At 37.1% G+C, this 25,352-nt stretch carries 25 protein-coding genes; all 25 read left to right on the top strand.

Going from position 1 to position 25,352, the window contains the following annotated elements; translation table 11 throughout:
* The first annotated feature begins 13 nt into the window (after positions 1–13).
* The 25 genes from pseC to flgL all read left to right on the top strand — a co-directional run bounded on the left by pseC (position 14) and on the right by flgL (position 25,335).
* A complete protein-coding gene (pseC, locus tag BLP50_RS09445; protein ID WP_090154051.1) occupies positions 14–1,210 on the top strand; it encodes a UDP-4-amino-4,6-dideoxy-N-acetyl-beta-L-altrosamine transaminase in 1,197 nt (398 codons plus the stop codon).
* Positions 1,210–2,094 (top strand): aldo/keto reductase, encoded by an 885-nt coding sequence (locus tag BLP50_RS09440; protein WP_090154049.1) that lies wholly within the window; start codon positions 1,210–1,212, stop codon positions 2,092–2,094. Before pseC ends, BLP50_RS09440 begins: the two co-directional genes overlap by 1 nt.
* Before the next feature lie 4 nt (positions 2,095–2,098).
* Positions 2,099–2,872, top strand: coding sequence for a cytidylyltransferase domain-containing protein (locus tag BLP50_RS09435; protein ID WP_176753742.1), 774 nt, complete (start codon positions 2,099–2,101; stop codon positions 2,870–2,872).
* A gap of 2 nt (positions 2,873–2,874) precedes the next feature.
* Positions 2,875–4,188: an aminotransferase class III-fold pyridoxal phosphate-dependent enzyme gene (locus BLP50_RS09430; protein WP_090154044.1), complete on the top strand. Its 1,314-nt coding sequence runs from the start codon at positions 2,875–2,877 to the stop codon at positions 4,186–4,188.
* A gap of 14 nt (positions 4,189–4,202) precedes the next feature.
* Complete coding sequence (locus BLP50_RS09425; RefSeq protein WP_090154042.1) at positions 4,203–4,742, top strand: GNAT family N-acetyltransferase; 540 nt, start codon at positions 4,203–4,205, stop codon at positions 4,740–4,742.
* 18 nt (positions 4,743–4,760) lie between these two features.
* Complete coding sequence (locus BLP50_RS09420) at positions 4,761–5,783, top strand: adenine nucleotide alpha hydrolase family protein (RefSeq protein ID WP_176753741.1); 1,023 nt, start codon at positions 4,761–4,763, stop codon at positions 5,781–5,783.
* A gap of 23 nt (positions 5,784–5,806) precedes the next feature.
* The gene (gene pseI, locus BLP50_RS09415; RefSeq protein ID WP_090154040.1) at positions 5,807–6,835 is read left to right on the top strand and encodes a pseudaminic acid synthase; all 1,029 of its coding nucleotides are present in this window, start codon (positions 5,807–5,809) and stop codon (positions 6,833–6,835) included.
* 2 nt (positions 6,836–6,837) lie between these two features.
* Positions 6,838–7,314: a GNAT family N-acetyltransferase gene (locus tag BLP50_RS09410; protein ID WP_090154039.1), complete on the top strand. Its 477-nt coding sequence runs from the start codon at positions 6,838–6,840 to the stop codon at positions 7,312–7,314.
* A complete protein-coding gene (locus tag BLP50_RS09405; protein ID WP_090154037.1) occupies positions 7,262–7,942 on the top strand; it encodes a formyl transferase in 681 nt (226 codons plus the stop codon). The genes BLP50_RS09410 and BLP50_RS09405 overlap by 53 nt, the downstream gene beginning before the upstream one ends.
* Positions 7,943–7,944: 2 nt before the next feature.
* Positions 7,945–8,625 (top strand): PIG-L deacetylase family protein, encoded by a 681-nt coding sequence (locus BLP50_RS09400; RefSeq protein WP_090154034.1) that lies wholly within the window; start codon positions 7,945–7,947, stop codon positions 8,623–8,625.
* A gap of 321 nt (positions 8,626–8,946) precedes the next feature.
* The gene (locus BLP50_RS09395; protein WP_090154032.1) at positions 8,947–9,759 is read left to right on the top strand and encodes an Rpn family recombination-promoting nuclease/putative transposase; all 813 of its coding nucleotides are present in this window, start codon (positions 8,947–8,949) and stop codon (positions 9,757–9,759) included.
* Positions 9,760–9,821: 62 nt separating this feature from the next.
* Positions 9,822–10,790 carry a UDP-2,4-diacetamido-2,4,6-trideoxy-beta-L-altropyranose hydrolase gene (gene pseG / locus BLP50_RS09390; RefSeq protein ID WP_176753740.1) on the top strand — a complete coding sequence of 323 codons (969 nt, stop codon included), beginning with the start codon at positions 9,822–9,824 and terminating at the stop codon, positions 10,788–10,790.
* A gap of 167 nt (positions 10,791–10,957) precedes the next feature.
* Positions 10,958–11,170: a helix-turn-helix domain-containing protein gene (locus BLP50_RS09385; protein WP_090154028.1), complete on the top strand. Its 213-nt coding sequence runs from the start codon at positions 10,958–10,960 to the stop codon at positions 11,168–11,170.
* A 3-nt stretch (positions 11,171–11,173) separates the two neighbouring features.
* On the top strand, positions 11,174–12,451 hold the full coding sequence (locus BLP50_RS09380; RefSeq protein ID WP_090154025.1) for a HipA domain-containing protein: 1,278 nt from the start codon (positions 11,174–11,176) through the stop codon (positions 12,449–12,451).
* A gap of 135 nt (positions 12,452–12,586) precedes the next feature.
* The gene (locus BLP50_RS09375) at positions 12,587–14,170 is read left to right on the top strand and encodes a glucose-6-phosphate isomerase (RefSeq protein ID WP_090154023.1); all 1,584 of its coding nucleotides are present in this window, start codon (positions 12,587–12,589) and stop codon (positions 14,168–14,170) included.
* Between the two features lie 92 nt (positions 14,171–14,262).
* Positions 14,263–14,871: a hypothetical protein gene (locus BLP50_RS09370; RefSeq protein WP_090154021.1), complete on the top strand. Its 609-nt coding sequence runs from the start codon at positions 14,263–14,265 to the stop codon at positions 14,869–14,871.
* Between the two features lie 18 nt (positions 14,872–14,889).
* Entirely contained in the window at positions 14,890–15,528 is a 639-nt protein-coding gene (locus BLP50_RS09365) for a YesL family protein (protein ID WP_163927196.1), read from the top strand.
* Positions 15,529–15,600: 72 nt separating this feature from the next.
* Positions 15,601–15,987: a GntR family transcriptional regulator gene (locus BLP50_RS09360; RefSeq protein WP_090154017.1), complete on the top strand. Its 387-nt coding sequence runs from the start codon at positions 15,601–15,603 to the stop codon at positions 15,985–15,987.
* Entirely contained in the window at positions 15,971–16,870 is a 900-nt protein-coding gene (locus tag BLP50_RS09355; protein WP_090154015.1) for an ABC transporter ATP-binding protein, read from the top strand. The genes BLP50_RS09360 and BLP50_RS09355 overlap by 17 nt, the downstream gene beginning before the upstream one ends.
* Positions 16,845–18,854 carry a hypothetical protein gene (locus BLP50_RS09350; RefSeq protein WP_090154013.1) on the top strand — a complete coding sequence of 670 codons (2,010 nt, stop codon included), beginning with the start codon at positions 16,845–16,847 and terminating at the stop codon, positions 18,852–18,854. Before BLP50_RS09355 ends, BLP50_RS09350 begins: the two co-directional genes overlap by 26 nt.
* A 158-nt stretch (positions 18,855–19,012) precedes the next feature.
* Positions 19,013–19,291, top strand: coding sequence for a flagellar biosynthesis anti-sigma factor FlgM (gene flgM, locus BLP50_RS09345; protein ID WP_090154011.1), 279 nt, complete (start codon positions 19,013–19,015; stop codon positions 19,289–19,291).
* Between the two features lie 94 nt (positions 19,292–19,385).
* Entirely contained in the window at positions 19,386–19,886 is a 501-nt protein-coding gene (locus BLP50_RS09340; RefSeq protein ID WP_278335206.1) for a flagellar protein FlgN, read from the top strand.
* Positions 19,887–19,955: 69 nt separating this feature from the next.
* Complete coding sequence (gene flgK / locus BLP50_RS09335; protein ID WP_090154006.1) at positions 19,956–21,773, top strand: flagellar hook-associated protein FlgK; 1,818 nt, start codon at positions 19,956–19,958, stop codon at positions 21,771–21,773.
* Positions 21,774–21,797: 24 nt separating this feature from the next.
* Positions 21,798–23,711 carry a flagellar hook-associated protein FlgK gene (gene flgK / locus BLP50_RS09330; protein WP_090154003.1) on the top strand — a complete coding sequence of 638 codons (1,914 nt, stop codon included), beginning with the start codon at positions 21,798–21,800 and terminating at the stop codon, positions 23,709–23,711.
* Between the two features lie 61 nt (positions 23,712–23,772).
* On the top strand, positions 23,773–25,335 hold the full coding sequence (gene flgL / locus BLP50_RS09325) for a flagellar hook-associated protein FlgL (RefSeq protein ID WP_090154001.1): 1,563 nt from the start codon (positions 23,773–23,775) through the stop codon (positions 25,333–25,335).
* Positions 25,336–25,352 lie beyond the last annotated feature (17 nt).

The raw sequence follows: 25,352 nt of genomic DNA, 5'->3' as shown, positions 1-25,352 counted from the left end.
AAGGATGGGAAAAATGGGGGAATTAGCTATTAATGGCGGTGAGCCAGTACGAAAAGAAAAAATATACTATGGATGTCAGTGGATTGATGCCCAGGATGTCGAGGCAGTAGTTCATACATTGGTAGGGGATTTAATTACATGTGGACCAAAGGTTAAGGAATTAGATAGGTTGCTTGAAAAAATGTGTGAAACAAAACATGCCGTGGCGGTATCCAATGGTACAGCTGCTCTTCACTGTGCATGTATTGCTGCAGGGATAGGTCCAGGAGATGAGGTGATTACTACACCACTTACTTTTGCAGCTTCGGCGAACTGTGCATTATATTGCGGGGCCAAACCAGTTTTTGCTGATGTTGAACCAGATACATATAATATTGATCCTAAAAGTATAGAGAGATTAATAACGGATAGAACAAAGGCTATTGTGGCAGTGGACTATACTGGTCAGGCAGTTAGAATTAGAGAAATAAGAGAAATATGTGATAAATATAATCTTATTCTCATTGAGGATGCCGCTCATTCAATTGGTACGAAATATGATGGTAAACCAATTGGAGGATTGGCAGATATTACGACATTTTCTTTTCATCCAGTAAAAACAGTAACAGCAGGTGAAGGTGGTGCAATTCTTACAAATGACGATGAGTTATATCACAAGATAATGCTTGCCTGCAATCATGGAATAGAGCGTGACGAGGAATTTATGGAAGAAGCTCCACATGAGGGTATGTGGTATTACGAGCAGGTTAGTCTCGGATATAATTATCGCATTACCGATTTCCAAGCTGCGCTTTTAATTAGCCAATTAGGAAAGCTTGAGAAGTTTAAGAAACGAAGAGCAGAAATAGTTGAAGCATATAATGAGGCGTTTGCAAACATTCCAGAGATAATTGTTCAAAAGGAAATTCCAGAGTCGGATACATGTAGACATTTATATATTATTCAGTTGGATTTGGATAAGCTAAATTGTACTAGACGAGAGTTCTTTGATGCAATGTCAGCTGAGGGGATACAACCACAGATTCATTATGTTCCAGTATATTGGTTCCCATATTATAAGAGACTGGGCTACACGAAGGGATTATGTCCGAACGCTGAACAAATATATGCAGGAATGATGAGTATTCCACTATATCCAAAGATGACGGATGAGGATGTACAAGATACCATTGCAGCAGTGACTAAGATAGTGGAGGCCTATAGGAAATAATGGAATTATGTCTTGGAACAGTCCAATTTGGAATGGACTATGGGGTTTTTGAGCAAAAAAGAAAAGAAAAAGAATATTGTATTTCGTGCATGGATTATGCAACTCAAAATGGAATAGCAGCTATTGATACAGCCACTGCTTATGGTGAGGCAGAGGAAATAGTTGGCGATTTTTTGCAAAGAAAAACTATTCAAAGAGAAAAGTTATTTTTGAGTACAAAGCTATTACCTAATTGTTTGGATGAAGTAAATGTAGGCGATTATAAAAAGGTAATAACAGATAAAATAAAGGAGTCACTACGAGTATTAGGGACTGATTATGTAGATGCTTATTTTTTACATAGCTCTCGTTATGCCATGCGTGAAGATATATTAGAGGCACTACAATCTGTAAGAAAACAAGGACTTGCAAAAGATGTGGGTGTCTCTATTTATTATGAAGAAGAAGCAAGAGCATGTATGGACAATCCCTTTGTTCAATATGTTCAAGCACCATATAGTGTATTTGATCATAGAATGAAGGAAGTAGGATTGTTTGATAATAGAAGCTGTAAGGTTGATACGAGAACAACTTTTATAAAAGGTTTGATTAGATTAAAACGAGAAGAGGTACCGAAGTATTTAGAAAAGGCGATTCCTATTTTAAATAAACTCGATGATATATGTTCTGAAACGGGGTATACAAGAATAGAATTAGCAATCGGTTATGTTAAAAGAGAACAAGGGATTAACCATTTAGTATTTGGCATACGGGATATGGAACAGCTAAAGGAGGATATTATGGCATTTAGAAAAGAAATCCCTGATGAAATATTTGTTAAAATGGATGATATTTTTAGTGATATTGAGACAGATATAGTTGTTCCTAGCTTATGGAAGAGGTAGTAAATTGAAATATTTAGTATTGATACAGGCTAGGGTTGGCTCAAGTAGACTGCCTAATAAGGTTTTAAAAGATATTTGTGGGAAACCAGATCTACAATGGGTTGTTGAAAGGGTTAAACGTAGTAAAAAGATAGATGAAGTAATGGTAATTACTTCAATTGAAAAAGAGAATTTACCGCTCATACAGTTATGTACTCAGCTTGGTATAAGAGTGTTTGTAGGTTCGGAAGATGATGTGTTAGATAGGTATTATCAAGCAGCAAAACTTATTAAACCAGAGTATGTTATCAGGGTTACAGCAGATTGTCCTTTGTTTGATTGGAACTATTTAGATATGGCAATAGAACAATTAGACGAAGATACCGATTACATGGGACAATTCGAAGATACTTTTCCGGATGGATTAGATATAGAAATATTTAAATATGAATCATTAGTTAAATCTTGGAAAGAAGCGGAGCTTGCTTCTGAACGAGAGCATGTCACACAATATATAAGGAAACATCCGGAGATATTTAAATTGAAAAATTTAGAATGTCCTATAAAAAATATTGGTAATAAACGATGGACATTGGATGAAGACGAGGATTATCAATTTATAAATAACGTATATACGTATTTTATAAAAGAGAAACATACTGAAGAATTTAGCACAAAGGATATTTTGGAATATTTATTAGATAATCCGGAAATAGAAAAGATAAATAGTAAATTTGCAAGGAATGAAGGTTTAACAAAATCTTTAGATAAAGATTATAAAGTAGAATTGGGAGATTAAAGATGGGAAGGGGACAGGAATTATATAATAGGGCAAAAGAAATAATCCCAGGGGGAACACAGCTACTTAGTAAAAGACCAGAAATGTGGCTTCCAGAAAAATGGCCTGCATATTATAGCAAAGCAAAAGGCTGTGAGGTATGGGATTTAGATGGGAATCATTATTATGATTTCAGCATAATGGGGGTAGGCGCAAATGTATTAGGATATGCATTTGACGAAGTGGATAATGCGGCAAAAGACGCAATTAATTGTGGGGGAATGTGTACTTTAAATGCTCCCGAAGAGGTAGAATTAGCGGAGAAGCTACTGAAATTACACCCGTGGGCAGGAATGGTAAGATATGCTAAAGCTGGTGGTGAAGCTATGTCTATGGCTGCAAGAATTGCTAGAGCCCAAACTGGAAAGGATATAGTTTTGGTATGTGGATATCATGGATGGCATGATTGGTACTTAGCAGCGAATTTAGTTAAAGGTGATCCACTTGCAGATGTACATTTAAAAGGGCTTGAACCAGCTGGTGTTCCTAGGGGGCTAGCGGGTTCAAATCTTATTTTTCATTATGACAATTTAGATGAATTTGAATCTCTTATTAATGCTAATAAGGGTGAAATTGCAGCAGTTATAATGGAGCCTATTAGAAATGAATATCCATCGAAGGGATATTTGGAGCGAATAAGAGAAATAACAAAAAGAGAAGGTATTGTTCTAGTTTTTGACGAAATAACAGCGGGATTTAGATTGTGTCCTGGAGGAAGTCATTTGATATTAGGCGTTGAGCCCGATATAGCAGTTTTTGCAAAAGCAATGACTAATGGATATCCAGTAGCGGCAGTGGTCGGAAGAAAAAATGTTATGCAAGCTGCGCAAGATACTTTTATTAGTTCGACATTCTGGACAGAGAGAATTGCCTTAGCTGCTGCCGTAAAATCAATTGAATGTTATCAGAAATATGAAGTACACAAATATCAAAAACATGTTGGCGAAATGATTTCAGAAGGATGGAAGCAGGTGGCAGAAAAAGCCAGTGTAGATATTACGGTGAGTGGAATTTTACCGCTGATTCATTTCTCGTTCAACTATGATAATCAGCTAGCATATAAGACATATTTTACACAGGAGATGCTGAAGGAAGGCTACCTAGCTGGTCCAAGTGTTTATGCTTCGTATGCCCATAAAGATTCAATGATTGTAGACTACATTGCAGCATGTGAACGGGTATTTGAGAAAGTAGGAAAGATAATTTTAAAAGGCGAAGAAATTACAAATTACCTAGACGGTCCTATATGTCATGCAGGATTTGAGCGATTGAATTAGGGGTGAGAGTTGAAATGATAATACAAAATAAATTAATTACAAAAAAGGGGTTTATCATTCGTTCTATTTCACTCGATGATTGCAATGAAAAATATGTCAATTGGTTGAATGATAAAGAGGTTAATCAATATCTTGAAACCCGCTGGTGTGAACAAAATATTGAAAGCATAAAAGACTTTGTGAGAAAACAAATTGCGAGTGAAGATAGTTATCTATTTGCTATTTGTAAACAAGATGGAACGCATATTGGGAACATTAAAATAGGACCGATTAATAATCGATATAAACATGCTGATATTTCATATTTTATTGGTGATAAGAATATGTGGAATAAAGGTGTGGCCACGGATGTAATAGAACGAATATGTAAGTTCGGGTTTGAAGAGTTAGATTTACATAAAATTGCAGCTGGAGCATATAAAGAAGCGGTAGGATCAATAAAAGCCCTTGAAAATAATAGATTTCTCAGAGAAGCTATTTTTAAAGACGAAGTGAGGATAGATGACAAATTTACAGATGTTTATAGATTTGCATTATTAAACGGAAATTATTAAATAAATGGGGGTATAGAAATGGAGATAAAGAAATGTAGTAAATGCGGAATGATACTTGGTACAAGACCAAATACGATTGATGATGGGAGTGGAGTTTGCTTTGCATGTCAAAACGCAGAAAAGAAAAAGACAATAAACTTTAAAGAAAGACAAAAATGGCTTACAGAATACATAAAAGAGAATAAGACGCATCCAGTGTATGACTGTTTGGTCGGAGTATCTGGAGGAAAAGACAGTCATATGATTGTAAAAAGGCTTGTAGAAGAGCATGGATGCAAGAATATACTTCTTGTAAATATGACAGATGAATTTACAAAAACTCAAGCTGGGTTACATAATATTAATAATTTAGCTGACCGATACAACTGCGACTTAATTACCTATAGATTTAATCCAAAAACTTTTAAAGAAAAGGCAAGAGAGGGACTAGAACAAGATTTATTTCCGCTAAAGTGGTTTGAAGATAGATTATATAAAACACCTTTTGAAATAGCAAAAAAATTTGGTATAAAGCTTGTTTTTTATGGTGAAAATTCTGAATTTGAATACGGGTCTGCCAAGACACTTGAAATTTTTCATCCTCTTTCTGATGATGATACAAAATTAATATATTTAGGAGCAATTTGGCCTTATTCAATAAGTGATTCATTAGAGTGTGCCAGAGAAGCAGGATTTGTGGATTTGGATTATTATAATGAATGGCAGAGACAGGGACAATTGGAGAATTTTTCACAGATAGATAGCATAGGATATATAGTTGCTGTATGGTGCAAATTCCCGAAGTTTGGTTTTCAGAGAGTAACGGACATTGCTTGTAGATTTGTTAGAGATGGAATATTGACCAAGGAGCAAGCTGAGTTATATATAGCAGAACAAGATTGGATATTAGATCCGGCTGCTAAACGAGATTTATGTAGGACGATAGATATAACAGAAGAATTTTTTGACCAGTGTGTCGATAAGCATGCTAATAGAGACTTATTAGAGAAAGATATTAATGGAAATTGGCGCCGTAAAGATTATTTCCCAAAAACATTTTAGGGAGAAATAATAAATAAGGAAAAATGTTTAAGTTGAAAAAAAGTATAGTAAATAATGGTGTTTATATTATCGCAGAAATGAGTGCCAATCACGGAGGCTCTTTAGAAAATGCACTTGAGATAGTCAGGCAAGTAGCTAAGACGGGAGCGGACTGTCTTAAAATTCAAACATATACAGCAGATTCTATGACAATCGATTGTGATAATGATTACTTCAGAATAAAAGGTGGATTGTGGGATGGATATAAGTTATATGACTTATATACAGAAGCAAGTACACCCTATGAATGGCAGGCAAAGATAAAAGAAGAGTGTGAAAAGAATGGATTAGATTTTTTGTCTACACCATTTGATAAGGATGCGGTAGATTTTCTAGAATCAATTGGGATAGAAGCTTATAAGATAGCTAGTTTTGAATTGGTTGACATTCCATTAATAGAATATGTTGCATCTAAGGGGAAACCTATGATTATTTCAACAGGCATGGGTTCATTGGAGGAGATTCAAGATGCAATAGACGCATGCCACCGGATGGGAAACGAACAAATCGTATTATTGAAATGCTGTAGCGAGTATCCAGCACCATGGGCGGATATGCATTTAGGAAATATTCCAGATATGGCAAAGCGATTTGGTGTTCCGATTGGATTATCAGATCATAGTGAAGGTAGCTTGGGGGCTGTGGTAGGAGTAACTCTGGGTGCATGTGTAATTGAAAAGCACGTAATGCTTGAAGGAGTTGAAAGCGCTGATAGTAGATTTAGTATGACTATGGATGAGTTCGCTAAGATGGTTAGAGATGTTAAAAATGCTAAACTTATAGCTAGTGGTCCTGATTACAATTTAACGGAGGGGGAAAAGAATTCTACAGTATTTAGACGGAGCGTTTTTGCAATAAAAGATATCAAGTGTGGAGAGGAATTTTCCATTTCTAATACAGCGGTGATTAGACCTAGCGATGGTATAAAACCTAAGTATTATGAGCAATTAATTGGTAAGAAAGCTAATAGAAATATAGAAGCTGGGACACCTATTCTTATGGAGGATTTATAAGATTGCAAAAAGGAAAGAGTGATTTCTACTTACGGCGTGCGAATATTGATGATATGATGCTGTTTTTTGATTGGGTAAATGAGAAGACGGTTAGACAGAATTCTTTTTCTACTAATATAATAAACATAGACAATCATAAAGCATGGTTTGAAAAATCGCTTAAAAACAAGGATAGATATATTTATGTACTAATGAAAGATGATTTGCCTCTGGGTCAGATAAGATTTGATGTGAGTAATGAAGAGGCGGAAATTGATTATAGTATTGATAGGTCCTATAGAAATAAAGGGCTAGGTAATTTAATCATTTCATTAGGAATAGAGCAAATTTCAAAAGATTGTAATCGTGTAAAAAAAATAGTAGCAAGAGTAAAAGAAACAAATGTATATTCGCAAAAATGTTTTTTAAAAAATGGATTTGAGGAATATGGAAAGATATCTGATAGCGACTACGAAATCGTGGAATATAGAAAAAGCTAAAAAGTTAAAAGAACAAAGTGAGGATAGAATATTCATAATCAATGATAAGGAACAATTGAATTTAGAATATTTAAATAAAATACAACCCAAATACATTTTTTTTCCGCACTGGTCCTGGATAATTCCTAAAGATGTTTACGAAAACTATGAGTGCATAGTTTTTCATATGACAGATTTACCATTTGGTAGAGGTGGAAGTCCTCTTCAAAACTTATTAGTTCGAGGTATTTACAAGACTAAAGTTTCTGCGTTGAGAGTTTGCAAAGGGATTGATGAAGGAGATATATATTTAAAAAAGCCAATTGATATTTCAGAAGGAAGTGCAGAGGAAATATTTACTCGAATATCTAGCGTTATTTTTGATGAAATGATTCCTGAAATTGTTTCCAAAGAAATAAAACCCGTTCCACAGGAAGGCGACGTAGTTACTTTTTCTAGACGCAAACCAGAACAAAGCTTGATACCTGATGGATTAAATCAAAGACAATTATACGATTATATTAGGATGTTGGACGGAGAAGGATATCCCAAAGCATTTACTATGGTTGGTAATGGTCGAATGGAATATAGTAATGCAAGAATAATAAATGATAAATTAGTTGCTTATGTTGAGTATATAGAGGATTAATTATGAAAAAGATTTTGGTTTTTGCTGCCCATCCTGATGATGAATTATTGGGATTAGGTGGTACTATTAGACGGCTCGTTAACGAAGGTGTTGAGGCTAGAGCAGTAATTATGGCCGAGGGTATTACTTCTAGAGCTTCAACTAGAGAAGAAGCAGATAAGGACGAATTAGAAAAACTGAAGGAAGATGCTAAACAAGCTTCTGAGATAATAGGGTACAGTGGTATAGATTTCTGCGGATTACCAGATAATAGAATGGACGGATTGGATTTGTTATCTGTAATAAAATTAGTCTTTAATTATGTTGAAAAATATAAACCGGACACAATATTCACTCATCACCATGGAGATTTGAATATTGATCATCGAATAACATGTGAGGCTGTCTTAACGGCGTGTAGGCCAGTTGGAAACTATGGCGTTAAAAGGATATATGCATTTGAGACTCCTAGCAGTACAGAATGGAATTACAATTATACGGAATCTTTTAATCCGAATGTATATTTTGATATTTCTGATACTTTAGAAGCCAAAATAAAAGGTATGGGTTGTTATAAAAGTGAAAGTGCAAAATATCCTCATCCTAGAAGTCCAGAATCTTTAAGCGCATTGGCCCAACATAGAGGAAGTAATGTAGGCATGAAGTATGCCGAAGCTTTTATGTTATTGAGAGAGGTATTATAAATATTAAGATTCTTTACACATGACCCAACTGATGCTATACTCATCCATGCAATTCAAATAAGCATTAAGGCATCGCGACCAATTCGGTCAAAATACCCACCAGTTTTGATGACAGAGTGCAATTTAGGGATGAGTTATGAGCTATATTATACAGTCAGCAGTAGTTCTTTAGACTTTTTTTATTAGAGTATCTATATTTATCTTTCCTTTTTGTTTATTTGAAAAGCAAGAAGGAGGGATGAGTTTGAGAAAAGCGGATAGTACATAGGTTTTCTCCTTGATGAATAAGATTTCAGATTTTATAATTAAGGAGAGAAGACATTGTATCAAAAGAAATATGAAGAATTAAAATTTACAGATGATTTTATGTTCTGCAAGATACTAATGGGGAACAAAGATATCTGTAAAGAGATTATTGAATTGCTCCTGGGAGTTAAAGTTAAGAATATAGTATACCTAGAGGAGCAAAAGCCAATTGAAATAACATCTGATGGTAAAGGAATTAGGCTAGATGTATACCTGGAGGATGGAAATACAGTATATGATTTGGAAATGCAGACCACGATAAGTAAGGACATTGCTAAGCGTTCTAGATATTACCAAGGAATGATTGATTTGAATTTAATCAGCAGAGGTGCTGCTTATTCTGAACTGAAAGAATCATACATTGTATTTATATGCTTAGAAGATTTATTCAAAAAGAATAGGAGCCTTTACATTTTTAGAAATATATGTGTGGAGGATAGAGAGCTAATTCTGGGGGATGGAGCAACAAGAGTTTTTGTTAATGCTAGTGGTAGTAGAGATGGACTTACAGCTGCTCAGACGGCTTTCTTAGATTATGTAGCAGGCAAAGAACCAACTGATGATTTAACTACTAAGCTCAGTGAGGAGGTTCAACGAGCTCGCGACAAAGAAGAATGGAGGAATGAATATATGACATTACTTCAAAGAGATAGAGAAAAATATGAGGAAGGCAAGGTAGAAGGAAGGGCTGAGGGAAAAGCTGAAGGAAAGGCTGAAGCTTTAATAGCGCTAGTAACCGATGGACTTCTTGATATTGATATAGCAGCTAAGAGACTTAATAAATCTCCAGAGGAATTATTAGAAATAATTAACAATAATAGAAAGTAAAAGAATTATAGCTTCTCATGTATGCAAGCATGCATGAGGGGCATTTTCTATATGAGGAAGTTATGATTATTTTTAGAGCAGATGGAAATAATAAAATAGGCGCAGGGCATGTGATGCGGTGCTTGAATATGGCAGAGCAATATATCGATGAAGGAATTGAGGTATTGTTTTTGACGGCAGATGATAGTTTTAGCCAACGTATAGTCGAAGCAGGCTGCAATCATATAATACTTAATTCTGACTACAATAATATGATAGAAGAAATAGAGCAAATTGAAAGTATAGTGGATGAATATAATCCTACCATGTTTATTTTAGATTCATATCATGCGACAGAGGAATATATGCGCCGAGTAAAACGCGCATGCAACAATAAAGGGTGTAAGCTCACATATATAGATGATGTTTTGGCTTTTGCTTATCCTTGCGACATATTGATAAACTACAATATATATGGGCCAGATTGTAAATCAGAATACAAAAAAATATATTCAGGTGCTAATGTAGTACTTCCAGAATTAAAACTTGGATTAGAGTATTTGCCATTAAGAAAAGAATATAGAAATATACCGCCAAGAAAGGAAAAAGGAGAAATCAAAGATGTCTTTATTTCTACTGGAGGAGCTGATACAGAGCATATAGGTCTTGCTTTATTGAAATATATAAAAAGAAATTCCGTCTTAGATAAATATAATTTTCATTTTGTTATTGGTGCAGTAAATACAGATAAAGAAAAGATAGAAAAAATTGCAAAAGATCAAAGCAATATTATCACATATTTTGATTTAATAAGCCTTAAGGATTTAATGCTTAAATGTGATGTCGCAATCAGTGCGGCTGGAAGTACTCTTTATGAATTATATGCCACACATACACCGACAGTTACGTATATCGTAGCGGACAATCAAATTCGAGGAGCTAGAGGATTTGAAAAAGCTGGATTAATGAAGTGTTGCGGCGACATACGAGAATTAGGGGCAACAGTATTGGCTGAGCGATTATTGACAGAAGTGTTATGTCAAAAACGATGATTTTGGGGCAAAATAGGTTATAGGATTGTAGGCTGATACACTGTATAATAAATACATAATTGACTTAGCCGTACGGCTCATTATATAATCAAAACAGAATTATAAAGCCGTACGGCTAATTTTATGCAAAAATGTCAATGATAACGCCGTACGGCGAAGAGGTGTTTATGAGGGTAACAGATTCAAGTTCATTTGGAGCACAGGTTAAAAATAAAAGAAAAAAGTTGGGATACACACAGAAGTACATTTCAGAATTCACAGGCATAAGTGTAAGTTTTTTATCAGATTTAGAAAATGGAAAGAAAACTATCGAGCTAGATAAGGCTTTAAGAGTTGCAAATCTATTAGGACTTGATGTTGAACTTAATGAAAGGGGCTAATAGATGCGAGAGTTAAGTGTGTATATAGAACTAAATGGAATACAGACTTTGGTAGGTACGATTTCTGGCGAGCAATATAATGATGCTAGATTTAGATATGTAAGGGAATATATTGAAGCTAGGGAAGCAGCTCCTATTTCTGTTTCATTACCATTTCAAGACGATTATTTCTCTACTGAGCAGACAAGAAATTTTTTTGAGAGTTTGCTACCGGAAGGTTTTTCTAGAAAAGCTGTGGCGGATTGGATGAAGGCTGATGAAAATGACTACATTGCTATCTTGGCTCAGTTGGGAAGAGAATGCCTTGGAGCGATAAAAATAGTTGAAGGAAATGATGATAGAGAATCAGGGTATGAGTTGTTGTCCGCAGAAAGGGTTAAAGCTCTCGCTGCAGAAGGGGCTACTAAATCTACAGAAATATTATTAGAGACCCATCTTTCTTTAACAGGAGCTTCAGGAAAAGTAGGATTATATTACAATAGTGATAATAATACATGGTATTTACCAAAAGGTGATGCTCCTAGTACGCATATAGTGAAGCAGAGTCATGTAAGGCATAAGCAAATTGTATTGAATGAGCAGTTGTGTATACAAACTGCTAAACGTATAGGAATTGCAGTGCCAGAGAGTTTTATTGTTTCTAATGGTTCACAATCAGATCAGGATGTTTTGTACGCTACCCCTAGATATGATAGACCTCTTTCTGAGAATAAAATAATAGATGGGTTGAAATGTCCATATAGATTACATCAGGAGGATTTTGCTCAAGCGTTAGGCATTTTTGCATCGGACAAATACGAGAAGGTTCCGTCGGGATATATGTCGAGGATGTTTGACCTGTTAAGACATAATTCGGTAAATCCTATCGAAGACCAGATTGCCTTATTAAGGATTATTATTTTTAATTACTTGATAGGAAATACTGATTGTCATGTGAAGAATTTTTCTTTGTTGTATAGTGAAGATTTAAAATCGAAAAGATTAGCACCGGCTTATGATTTGGTTGCAACTAGAGTATATAGAACTACATCAAATATGTCATTTTATATAGGTGGAGAACTAGATATTTCGAAAATTAATAGAAATAACTTCGCCATTTCTGCTTTTGAAATCGGATTATCACAAAAGATGGTATTAGACAATTTTGATTATGTTGCAAATAAACTTGAGGGAGCAATGACAGAAGCAGCAGAGGAATTGGCGAATAAAGGATTTGATAATTCAATATCGTTAAAAAACGAAATATTGAAAAATGGAGGTTATGCCTTTTTGCACATGTAAATTATAAATAGAAATATTTTGTGAAAAACCAGTGCCTCTCCTTGAAAAGGAGAGGTTTTTATTATAAAATTTTCTCCGAAAGACGAAATCGTTAAAGTGTTCACAAAATCAATGTTTTTATAAAGGAGTAACAAAATGATAGAATGGAAAAATTTCGACAAGCTTAACTCATTCAAGAAGCTTCAGGGCCTCAAGAATCAGGTAGAGCTTAAGACAGCTATGGCAGGAGAAAATGGTGCTAAGCGTGTTGCTGAGTACTCAGTTCCTATGTCAAATGGTATGGTTTACAATTTCGCTTCAAAGCAGGTAGATGACACAGTTCTTGATGCACTTGCAGAGCTTGCAGAAGAGACACAGCTTACAGAGAAGTTTGCAGCACTTTTCAATGGTGAGGTTATCAATACAGGTGAGAAGAGACTAGTTCTTCACCAGCTTACACGTGGTCAGCTTGGTTCAGATGTTGTTGCTGATGGGGTTAACAAGAGAGAGTTTTACGTAGAGCAGCAGAACAGAATCGCTGAGTTTGCTAAGAAAGTTCACGCTGGTGAGATTGCAAACGAAAAGGGCGAGAAGTTCACAACAGTAGTTCAGATTGGTATCGGTGGCTCTGACCTTGGTCCTCGTGCTATGTATCTTGCACTTGAGAACTGGGCAAAGGTTACAGGCACATTCAAGATGGAAGCTCGTTTCATCTCTAATGTTGACCCTGATGATGCTGCTTCAGTACTTGCTGGTGTTGATGTTGCACATTCTATCTTTATTCTCGTTTCTAAGTCAGGTACAACACTTGAGACTCTTACAAACGAGTCATTTGTTAAGGACGCTCTTAAGAATGCAGGTCTTGATGCTTCAAAGCACATGATCGCTGTTACTTCAGATGCATCTCCACTTGCTAAGTCTTCAGATTACCTTGATGCATTCTTCATGGATGATTACATCGGTGGCCGTTACTCATCTACATCTTCAGTAGGTGGTGCAGTGCTTTCACTTGCATTTGGTCCAGATGTATTTGCTAGATTCTTAAATGGTGCAGCAGCTGAGGATGCTCTTGCTAAGAATGCAGATATCCGCAAGAACCCAGCTATGCTTGATGCACTTATTGGTGTTTATGAGAGAAATATCCTTGGCTACGAGTCAACAGCAGTTCTCCCATATTCACAGGCACTTAGCCGTTTCCCAGCTCATTTACAGCAGCTTGACATGGAGTCAAACGGCAAGAGCGTTAACAGATTTGGCGAGGCAGTTGATTATGTTACTGGCCCAGTTATCTTTGGTGAGCCAGGTACAAATGGTCAGCACAGCTTCTATCAGTTATTACACCAGGGAACAAACATCATCCCTCTTCAGTTCGTAGGCTTCAAGAAGAGCCAGATGGCTACAGACGTAGTTATCGAGGACAGCACATCACAGCAGAAGCTCAAGGCTAACGTAGCAGCTCAGATTATGGCATTTGCTTGTGGTAAGGATGATGACAATAGAAATAAATATTTCGATGGTAATCGCCCATCATCAATCATCGTTGGCGAGCAGCTTACACCAGAGACACTTGGTGCACTTCTTGCTCACTTCGAGAACAAGGTTATGTTCCAGGGATTTGTATGGAATCTTAACTCATTCGATCAGGAAGGTGTTCAGCTTGGTAAGGTACTTGCTAAGAAGGTTCTTTCAGGCGATACATCAGATGCTCTTGCAGCATACGCTAAGCTTCTTGATATCTAATAAAATAGTTTACAAAAATGGCCTCTGCTTATTGCGGAGGCCCATTTTTTCGTTTACGATAAAGGAAGTTATAATTATAAGGAAGTATTACTATGGGAAACAAATACAACGATAGTGAGATGGAGTCCGTTAAAAAATCCTGGGCAGGAGAACGGGCCAAGCTAGCCCAGATGACGGGAAAGGAAAAAGCGGATTACATTTTTACCTATTATAAGATTCACATTTTATTAATCTTAGGCATTCTGATTGCTGTAGGTTGGTTCATCCATCACGCTATGACTTACGTGGACTATGAGTTCTTCGGCATGGTTATAAATGGTGAGTCGGTAAATCAAGACCGAGAGCAGGAGATTACGGAGTATCTTGGCATGACAGGCCATGAGGCAGCTGATTTGTCTGCAGGTCTGACTACAGATGAAGACGTGGCGGGAGGCTATGGTACTAGACTTAGCGTTCTTGTTATGGCGGGGCAGCTTGACTTTGCATTTACTGATGAGGAAGGTGTGAAGTACCTGACTAACTATGGAATCATCACTGATGACAATCAGCCAATCGATATTTCTGATAGCCCTATACATGAGTATTTTGGTCTAGATGACAATATTAAATATTTGGTTTGGGCCGGTCTTTCAGGCAATAGGCAGTATCTAGACTCAATGATGCAGATGATGGACGATATTGAAAGCGGTAAGATTAAATAAATTTAAGGAGAAATAATTTTGGGAAGATTTTTTAACAGCAGATTCTTTGAGGGAATCACAAAAGCCACAGATGTTTTACTCATTGGCTTCTATTTTATTATTTGTTCATTGCCAGTATTTACAATTGGCGCTAGCACTACAGCACTATACTATGCTATTCACAAGTGCACTTTTAAAGGAAAGGGCTACACAACAGACTTTTTCCGTTCATTCAAATCTAATTTCAAGCAGTCAACATTATCATGGCTGATATTCATCGTATTATTTATAGTTTTAGGCGGTGATATTTACATCACAAGAAATATGCTCCAGCCTGACAATCCACTTGCAGCATCATCCATGTTTTTTACTGTTTTACTTGCATTTATGGTGGTATGGTCAATCTACCACTTCGCTTATATTGCCCGCTTTGAAAATGGATTCAAGGCATCTTTTAAGGTGTCTGCAATAATTATGATTGCTAATCTTGGATGGACATTATTAATTATGGCAATTGTTATTGCGGCAATTGTACTTGTCTATCTTTTCTTATTCTTATATGTATTTATGCCAGGAATAATGGCATGTATACTTCATCCAATTCTTGAAAAAGTATTCCGCAAGTATATGACGCCAGAGGACTTGGCAGCCGAGGAAGAAGACCTCAGCGAAATTTAAAAGCTTGACATAAAAACGTGTTTGTGATACAAGTGTATTAGGACACGTAATACAGCACAGGGGAGGTATTAGATGATCCAATTAAATTATAGAGATTCTAAGCCTATATATGAGCAAATTAAAGATGGTTTACGACGTCTGGTGGTGTCCGGTGCAGTTCGCACCGATGAAAAGCTGCCTAGTGTGAGGGAACTGGCTACCAGTCTGTCTATCAATCCCAATACCATCCAAAAAGCTTATAGGGAACTAGAGCAGGAAGGTTACATTTACACAATTGCCGGCAAGGGAAGTTATGCTGCACAGCGAGCTGATGTTGCCACAGGGAGGAATGAAGAACTTATGAAAGAATTCGATGAAATTGTGAAAGAACTTCTGTATCTATGCGAGGATAAGAACATCCTCATCCAAAGAATTGAAGAACTTGCGAAGGGAGGTGGCCAGAGTGATTCAAGTAAATAATGTCACCAAGAAGTTTGGCGATTTTACAGCACTTGATGGATTGGACATGCATGTAGAGCGTGGAGCAATCTATGGTCTTGTTGGACCTAATGGTGCAGGCAAGTCGACAATCATCCGCCACCTTTGCGGAGTTTATAAACAGGACGCTGGCGATATTTTAATCGAGGGCCAGCCAGTATTTGAGAATGAATTGCTCAAGCAGAAAATGGCAATTATTCCAGACGACATTTTCTTCTTTTTACAGGCAAACACAAAGGATATGATGAAATTCTATAAGAATATGTATCCAAAGTTTGATGAGAAACTTTTCTTCAAAATTGCGGAGTGTTTTCCTGAAATTAATATGAAGAAAATGGTACGTAGTCTTTCAAAGGGAATGCAGAAACAGGTGGCTTTTATGTTGGCAATTGCCAGCCGCCCAGAGGTTATGATTTTGGATGAGCCAGTTGATGGTCTTGATCCAGTTATGCGTCGTCAGGTGTGGAGCCTCATCATGTCTGATGTGGCAGAGACAGGAGTTACAGTTCTTGTCAGCTCCCACAACCTACGTGAGCTTGAGGATGTCTGTGACCATGTAGGTATTATGAACCATGGTAAGCTTCTCATTGAGCGTTCACTTGACGAGCTGCAGACATCTATTACTAAGATTCAGATAGCTTTTGAAGGTGAGATGCCTGAAATGCCTGAAGAGATTCAGGTACTTAAAAAGATTTCAAATGGTAGAGTTCATACTCTTATTGTCAAGGGAGAGCCTAGAGCTGCAGAGCAGAGAATTGCAGCCCTCAATCCACTTTTGATGGATGTGCTCCCACTTACACTCGAAGAGATCTTTATTTATGAGTTGGGAGGTGAGGATTATGCAGTCAAAGACATCATTTTTTAACAAGGGACTGTATAAGAAAAATATTAGCAGAACCTGGATTGCAGGTTTGCTGTATTTTATTATACTTCTGTTACTCATGTCTGTTTCTTATATCATCAGCATTGCAGATTGGGACAACACCTATTTTTCAGATGTAGGCATTACAAAGGGAATGTGCCTGTTCATGCATATGTCTGATATGCCAACAGCGGGATTGGCAGTATGTATAGCGATAGTTCTTTCGGCTATCACTTTCTGGTATTTATTTTACAAGCGCGACACTTATATGATGCATGCTTTTCCAATTAGCAGGAAGAGTGCATATTTTACTGGAATAGCATCTATTCTTACAGTTGCCATTGTTCCAGTTATAGCTGTGTCTATAATAATGTCAATAATCGCACTTACAGTAGACACTATAGCAATGGGTGGCATTTGGTATTGGGCACTTATTGTGATTGTTTCCACAGTATTGTTCTTATCAATAGCAATGTTTGCGCTTATGGTTTCAGGCCAGCTTATCACAGGTATAGCATTCTATATTATTTTTGTATGGCTTTATTTTTTAATGGAGCTAGCATTTAGAATTACTTCAGCTATGCTTTTATTTGGTATGGGTGCTAGTTTGCAGAGTCAAAAGGTGAGAATTTTTAGTCCGCTTCAGTATATTCCTGGAAATTGCAAGGTGGATTATATAGCGTGTTACACTAATAATGGATACTTAAAATCATTGATAATGAAGTTGGAAGGTGCAGAGTACCTTGCTATTTATTTCGTGGCAGCATTAATTTTGCTTACCGTTTCATTTCTCCTTTATAAATATAAAAAGCTTGAAACTGTTCACGATTTTATTGCGGTACCTTTTATGAAGCCTGTATTTACCATTGGAATGGCATTTTTCATTTCAATGGTTGCAGGTGCCTTCGTTAGCGGTATGTACGATGCTACAGGCAACCATACATATGCCAGCAAATTTGCAGTTGCAATTGTATCTTCGCTAATTATTGGAGTACTTATTTTCTTTGCAACACAGATGATGATCGAAAAGACAATCAGAGTATTCAATGCGAAAAAGGCAATATATTGCGCAGGATATTCAGTTGTAGCACTTGCAGTATTATTATGCTTGAGATTTGATGCATTTAAGGTAGAGAACAAGGTTCCAAATGCATCAGACGTAGCATGGGTTGGTATTGAGGCCAACTATACAATGGTATTTACTAGTGAGGATGAGATTAATACAGCTATTTCTCTTCACAAGAACTTCTTGACGGACAAGAAGGAACTTAGAGATGTAAATGTCAAATACGAACATGTTAACGGCAGCTACTTTACTATAAAGTACAAGCTTAAAAATGGAGATTCAATTATACGTCAGTACCAAGTCGTGGACACTGAGTCTCCAGACGTAAGCCCAGAATACGTGGCAGCTACACAGCCTATTTTAGATTTCCTTAACAATCCTACTATTATTAAGGAACATGTAATAGGAAATATCTGGGATGATTGTAGTGTCACCGATATGTATTTTAGTACAGTGACTTATGATGAAAAGCATAATGAGTTCAACTACTATACAGAGTACTTCATGAATCTCAGTGAATATGAGAAGATGAAGAAATTTGAAAAGGTTTATCAGGCACTTCTCAAGGATATTGATGAAGGAAAAGTATTTCAAACAACATTTGCAGGATACTCTTCTGAAAGAGAAGACCAGTCGCTTTACAACGACTTTGGCTTTAATGTAGTTAATAAAGAAGTACCATATTTCTCCGATGTAGATACATATTATGATGAACAATACGATCCTAGAACCACATATGAAGGTGATGGAGATATGCATGAGCAGTCTATTTATTGTTCATTGAATACGGAATGTAAACATACACTTAAGGCATTAAAAGATGCAGAATTCTATTATTCCAATGATCAGGTGATTACCTGGGAGAAATATAACAAGGTGATGGGTTATGAGTATGAAGAAGACCCAGAGACTTATGAGTAGAAGTGCACAAAAATAATTTAATAATTTTGTAAAAAAGTTTTCCAAAAGCTATAAAGTTTTTCCAGCCGCGTTCCGATAAATGAAATGTAAAGAAAAATGTAACTAGAAAATACGGACATAACTGACTGAACATAAAGGGAGGAAAGGAGTGTTGAGATATGCGTATTGAGGCTTACAATCAGGTAGCGCAGCTCTATCAGACATCAAACAACAAAAATGTCACACAGTCTGCTAAGACTAATAGTATGGGCCGCGATGAAGTTCAGATTTCATCAGCAGGTAAAGATTACCATACAGCAAAGGCAGCTGTTGCTGAGGCAGCAGACATCAGAGAAGACCTTGTTGCGGACATTAAGGCTCGTATCAAGGCTGGTACTTATGACGTAAGTCCTGATGATTTTGCAGAGAAATTATTGTCTCAGGTAGGCTCTATTTAGGAATTGACCATACACAATCGCGGTAAGTCTGCGGTTTTGTGAATGGTGCCAATAGAGCATTATTTTAAGCGAGGTATGATGCGTGGCTAGTTTAATGGAAGAATTGCTCTTAACTATGGATGGTGAAACGGAGCAGTATGAAAAGTTAATCAGTCTTAATGATGAGAAGAAGGATTCAATCATCTATAAGAAACTTGACGTACTGGAGGCTATTACCGTTCAGGAGCAGGCCATTGCAGACGCCTTATTGGAACTGGAAAAAAAGCGCCAGGGATTGATGCAGAGTATTGCAGCAGTCATGGGGCATGAAAACGACCAAATTACAGTTTCATGGATGATCGATAATTTGGCTGGACAACCTGTAGAACAGAAAAAGCTTATTACAGCTAGAGGAAAACTTAGGGAAGCGGCAGACAATGCCCAGATATTGAACTTCCAGACACAGAACTTGCTTAGGCAGGCTATTGAAATGGTGGAATTTGATATTACCCTCCTGAAGAGTGTCAAGCAGGCACCTCAGACTTCTAACTATGGTAAGAATGCAGAGACTACAGGAGATTTGTTAGGTAATAGAGGATTTGATGCTAAGCAGTAGGAAACGGATGTCCTTGAAGTATTAGCAGAGTTTCTTTGCGGAGACTCATTTACTTTGGAGGATTGACGTATGGCTAATAGTTTTGGAAGCTTATATGTTGGGGCATCAGGCCTACAGTCTGCATCACATGGATTAAATACAACAGCAAACAACCTTACAAACGTTAATACCGAAGGGTATGTACGTCAGCAGGTTGTTTACGAAGATAGAGATTATAGAAAAATAGGTAACGCTTCGGTCAGCACACAGTATGCTGGCCTAGGTGTGCAAGTAGGAACAATCGTCCATACTCGCGATATCTTTTTAGATAAGGCATATCGTACAGAGAGTGGGCGATATTCTTTTTATCAAGCTAGCTCAGAGGCAGTGCAGGAGGTTTACACTCATCTGCAGGAGTCTGACGGCGTACAATTCGAGAAAGCCATCGAGGATTTCGAGGGCGCTTTTGAAGAGTTTGCCAAGGACCCATCAGATACTGTAAATCAGAACCTGGTATTGCAGAAGGCTAGCCTTTTTTTGGCCCGCGCACAGGCGGTTCAGGACGGATTTGAAGATTACCAGACTATTATCAATTCCAAAATCACAGAAAAGCTAGAGCGAATCAATGAGATTGGAAAAGAATTAGTTGATTACAATAAAAGAATTCAAGCCATCGAGGCAGCACATGTGGAAAAAGCCATGGATTTAAGAGATAAGAGAGACCTTCTCTTAGATGAGCTGGCAGGACTTGTTCGCATGAGTTACAGTGAGGACCCTTCAGGTGTTGTAAAGGTTGAAATCGAAGGCGTTGAATTTGTAGATGAAATCAATTGCCACTATGTAGGTATATATGCAAATAAGAGAACAGGATATGTGACTCCATACTGGCCACAGCTTTCTGATCTCAAACATGAAAATGAAGAGGATAATTATTACTATCCAATTTTTGATACAACAAATGTAAGTGCTGAGAAGAACTCAGATATTGGAGAAATCAAAGCGCTTATCATGGCAAGAGGAACTGGCTGGAGTAACTACCTTGATTACTTTGATGAAAATGGTCAGTACCTTACACCGGAAGCATACGAATCAGGAATAGCAAACTCAATCATGATGAACTCAGAGGCAGAGCTTGATACACTTATTCATCAGCTGGTTACTACAATCAATGATTTGTATAGCCCAATTACAACAACTTCAGCAGCCATTGAAAATGCTAAGACTATTTCATACAAGATTCAGGATGTAAATGGAAATGAAATAACAATTACTGAAGACGCAGACAAATTTAGAATTTTAGACGAGGCGAACTGCTCAGTAGGTACTGACGGCAAGCTTCCACCAAGAGAGTTGTTTGTAAGAAACGGAACTGAGAGATATACAGCAAGAGAGATTACAATATACGATGAAAATGGTGTAGAAATTGGCAACCAGCTTGTATACGCATACAACGAGGAAGACCCAACAGATACATCAAAATGCTATACATTAAAGTCTCTTAAAATAAATGAAGAGCTTGTTAAGCAGGAATCGTATCTTCCACATCGTGTTTTCTCAGACCAAAGCCAGATAGATCAGAAGCTTGGTACAAATTTAAGTTTAATCTGGACAAAACAGCCATTCAACTTGAATCCTAGTGATACAACTCCATGTGGATTCTCAGGATTTTATGTTAAGTGGATTGGAGAAATTGGTAATACAGGTAATGTATATAAAACTACAGCCAAATCTCTTGAGGGCACCAAAGAAGAAATCGAATTTTCTCGTCAGGGTGTTATCGGAGTATCTTCAGACGAAGAACTTACAACAATGATTAAATATCAGTCAGCTTACAATGCAGCTAGCCGATATATAAATGTAGTTAATGAAATGATTGAACACCTAGTGACATCACTTGGACACGTATAAGACTAAAGGCAGGAGGAATAGCCTATGTCATCAACATTTTTTGGATTAACAATAGCAGCATCTGGACTGAATACATCTCAGGCACAGATTAATACAACTGCTAATAATATCTCAAACGTAAACACCACAGGCTATAGCCGTCAGGTTGTAAACACTGTGGCATCATCTGCTTTACGTTGCTATCAGAGCTGGGGTACTACAGGTACTGGTGTAGAGGCAACAGGTGTTACTCAGCGCAGAGATTTATACTACGATGAGAAATACTGGAACAATCAGTCGGCTCTTGGTTTCTATGACAAGAAGCAGTACTACATGGCACAGATTGAAGATTATTTCAATGAAAACAACAATAACGCTGGTTTCACAACTATTTACACTAAGATGTTTAACGCTATGAGTACTCTTCAGGGAAGCCCTGGAGATGATACAGTTAGAAAGCAGTTTATTTCTAATGCTAAGCAGCTTACAGAGTATTTCAATCAGTTGGCAACTAAGCTTGATGATTTACAGAGTTCCATCAATGATGAAATTAAGACAGCAGTTGATGATATCAACGCGATATCGGAAAAAGTAGCTATTTTAACAAAACAGATAAACACAATCGAGCAGGGTGGCGGACGTGCCAATGAGCTCCGTGACCAGCGAGCACTTTTGATAGATAACCTTTCGAAGATGGTCGATGTAAAGGTTCAGGAGACAGAAGTATTAAATAGTAATGACCCTGATATGTACACTGGCGCAACATATTACACCGTATATATCAATGGCCAGATTCTTGTAGATACATATGAGCACAACACACTTGCTGTTAAATCTCGAGAGCTAGACCAGAACCACAACCAGACAGATATCGACGGTCTATATGAAATCGTTTGGTCAAAGGATGGAGATAGATTTAATGCTACACCAAGCTCAAGCGGCGGATCATTAAAGGCCATGTTTGAAGTTCGTGATGGTAACAACAACGAGAATATGCATGCAACAGTTACTGGTGCAACAGCTAATTCCATTACAATCACAAACTTGAGCATTGATGATATCAATGAACTTAACATGCCTACAAGAGGCTCTCTTGATACAAACAATACTGAGTATACATACGACAGCTTCTCATTTGACACAGATGATAAGGGCAAGGTTAAATCGGTGACATTCTACATCAATCAGACACTTACTGTTGCTGAGCAGAACAATTTATATGGCCAGGCTCTTCAGGTAGGTGACGATGTGGATTACATGGGTATTCCATATTATCAGAATCAGATGAACCTGTTCCTTAGAAACTTCTGTGAGAGATTTAACCATATTGAAATTGGACCAGAGGATGATTACACAGTGGACCCACCAATTCTTAGCCCAGACAGAGGTTATGATTTAAATGGTGATCCAATGAACGCTTTCTTCATTTCAAGAGACAAAATTGACCTTGCAGTAGAGCATCAGATGAGAGAAGGCACAATAAACGCCACAATGTACAGTGGCAAGGATTCAAGCGATGATACAAAAAAATATGAGTCATATTATCTTATGACTGCTAAGAATGTAGGAATCGCTACGGCGACAGACAAGGATTCTTCAAAGTTTGCTACAACAACACGTGAAAACTACAACTCAGGTGTTGATGCAGCTGATTTAGTAGTAAAGCTTCAGGCTCTTCAGAGCAAGACAAAGTTATTTAGAGGCGGCGGAGGAAATGCATTCCTTCAGTGTATTTATTCAGACGTAACTGTTGATACTCAGGAGTGCAAGATTTTCCAGACCAACTTTACAAATATTGAAAAGACAATAGGTAACCAGAGAACATCAATTTCTGGAGTTGATGAAGATGAAGAGGCTTTAGACTTAATGAAATTCCAGAATGCCTACAATTTGGCGTCTAAATGTATTTCTACATTTGCCGAAATATATGATAGGTTGATACTTAATACGGGTGTTTAAAAGGTGATTTTGGATGTGTGTGTCTTCCAACTAACCTGAGAAAGATTAAAGAGGTACTATTATGAGAGTTACAAACAAAATGATAATGAACAACGCAGCTTCAAATATCAACTCTACAAAAGAGATTGTAAATCAGCGTAACACACAGATGACTACTCAGAAAAAGATAGATAAGCCATCTGATGACCCTGTAATTGCAGTTCGTTCACTTAGATTATCTACAACTCTCTCGCAGGTTACACAGTATTATCAGAAGAACATTCCTGATGCAACTAGCTGGATTGAGGTAACTGAGACTTCACTTCTAAACATCAGAGACCTGATTACAGATTGCAAGACTCTTGCTGATAAGGGCGCAAATGATTCTTTGAACCAGGAAGATAGAAATACAATCATTACTCAGCTTGAATCACTTCAGAAGGCTGTTTTTAAAGAGGGAAATGCTGACTATGCCAACCGTACAGTTTTCACTGGCTATAGAACAAACAGTGACTTAGTATTCACAAAAAATGAGACAGATACTGAGTATCAGATTACACAGACTCTTTCTATCGAAAAGAACATGGAAGAGCATAGATATTACAACGGAATCACTAAGGTTCCTACAACAAAGACAGAAGTTGCAGCAACTACTAATATCAATGATATAGCTCAGACTGACTATTACAGAATTCGTCTTAATTATGACAATGTAGAGTCTCGAGATAATATCGTTGTAACAGACGCTGCTGGTAACGAAATAACTGTAGATATTACAGATTTTGCAAATGAGACTGATTGGGCTGACTACGAGGTGGCTGATGGAGCAAATCCAGGTGAATTCCTTAAGAAAAAAGGCGAGAAGACAGTGCCAGATGATTCAATCTACTTTATCAGAGAGACTGGAGATATTATCTTAGGAAATAATATTGCGGCACAGCTGAAGGCAGCAGATGCAAAGATTGACATCACTTATACAAAAAAAGGATTTGCTGAAGGAGAACTTCGTCCAGAGTATTACTACAATTGTACAAAGACAGCAGACCCTCTAGATGTAAACGTTCCAGTTGAATACAAGAAATTTACACCAGATGGAAAGACTATTCACTACGATATTCAGTACACAGTAGCTACAGGACAGACTCTAAATATTAATACAGAAGCATCAGATGTATTTAATAGTGATGTTTTACGTGATATCACTGAGATGCTTGATGCAGTTAAGAATGCATCAAATGCCCATGAAAAACTTGGCGAAATCGAGAAAATGCAGAAGGAATCTCAGTATGCAAATGATGATGACCAGGCATACTTACAGCAGTGGTACGATGCTGTTAAGAAAGAGGCAGATTACTTTGATGACAACTTACAAAAACTTTTCTCAACAGAAATAGGCAAAACTGATAAGTATTGTGCTAAAATAAGTTTATGTATAACTGATTTGGGTTGTAAGAAAGATTCTTTGGATTTAACTAAGATTCGTGTTGGCGATCAGAGACAGACAGTTCAGGGTCTTCAGTCTACCAATGATGACGTTGATCTTTCTCAGATTATTATTGATTACACAGCAGCTTACACTGCATATCAGGCATCGCTTACAGCAGCTGGAAAGCTGGGCGATTCTACACTACTAAATTATCTTTAATTCGCAGGAGGAGAAGG

Origin of the sequence: Pseudobutyrivibrio sp. AR14 (assembly GCF_900101325.1) — a bacterium.
Lineage (GTDB): Bacteria > Bacillota > Clostridia > Lachnospirales > Lachnospiraceae > Pseudobutyrivibrio.
Note: the sequence above shows the minus strand (reverse complement) of the source record. Positions and strands in the feature narration are given on the sequence as shown.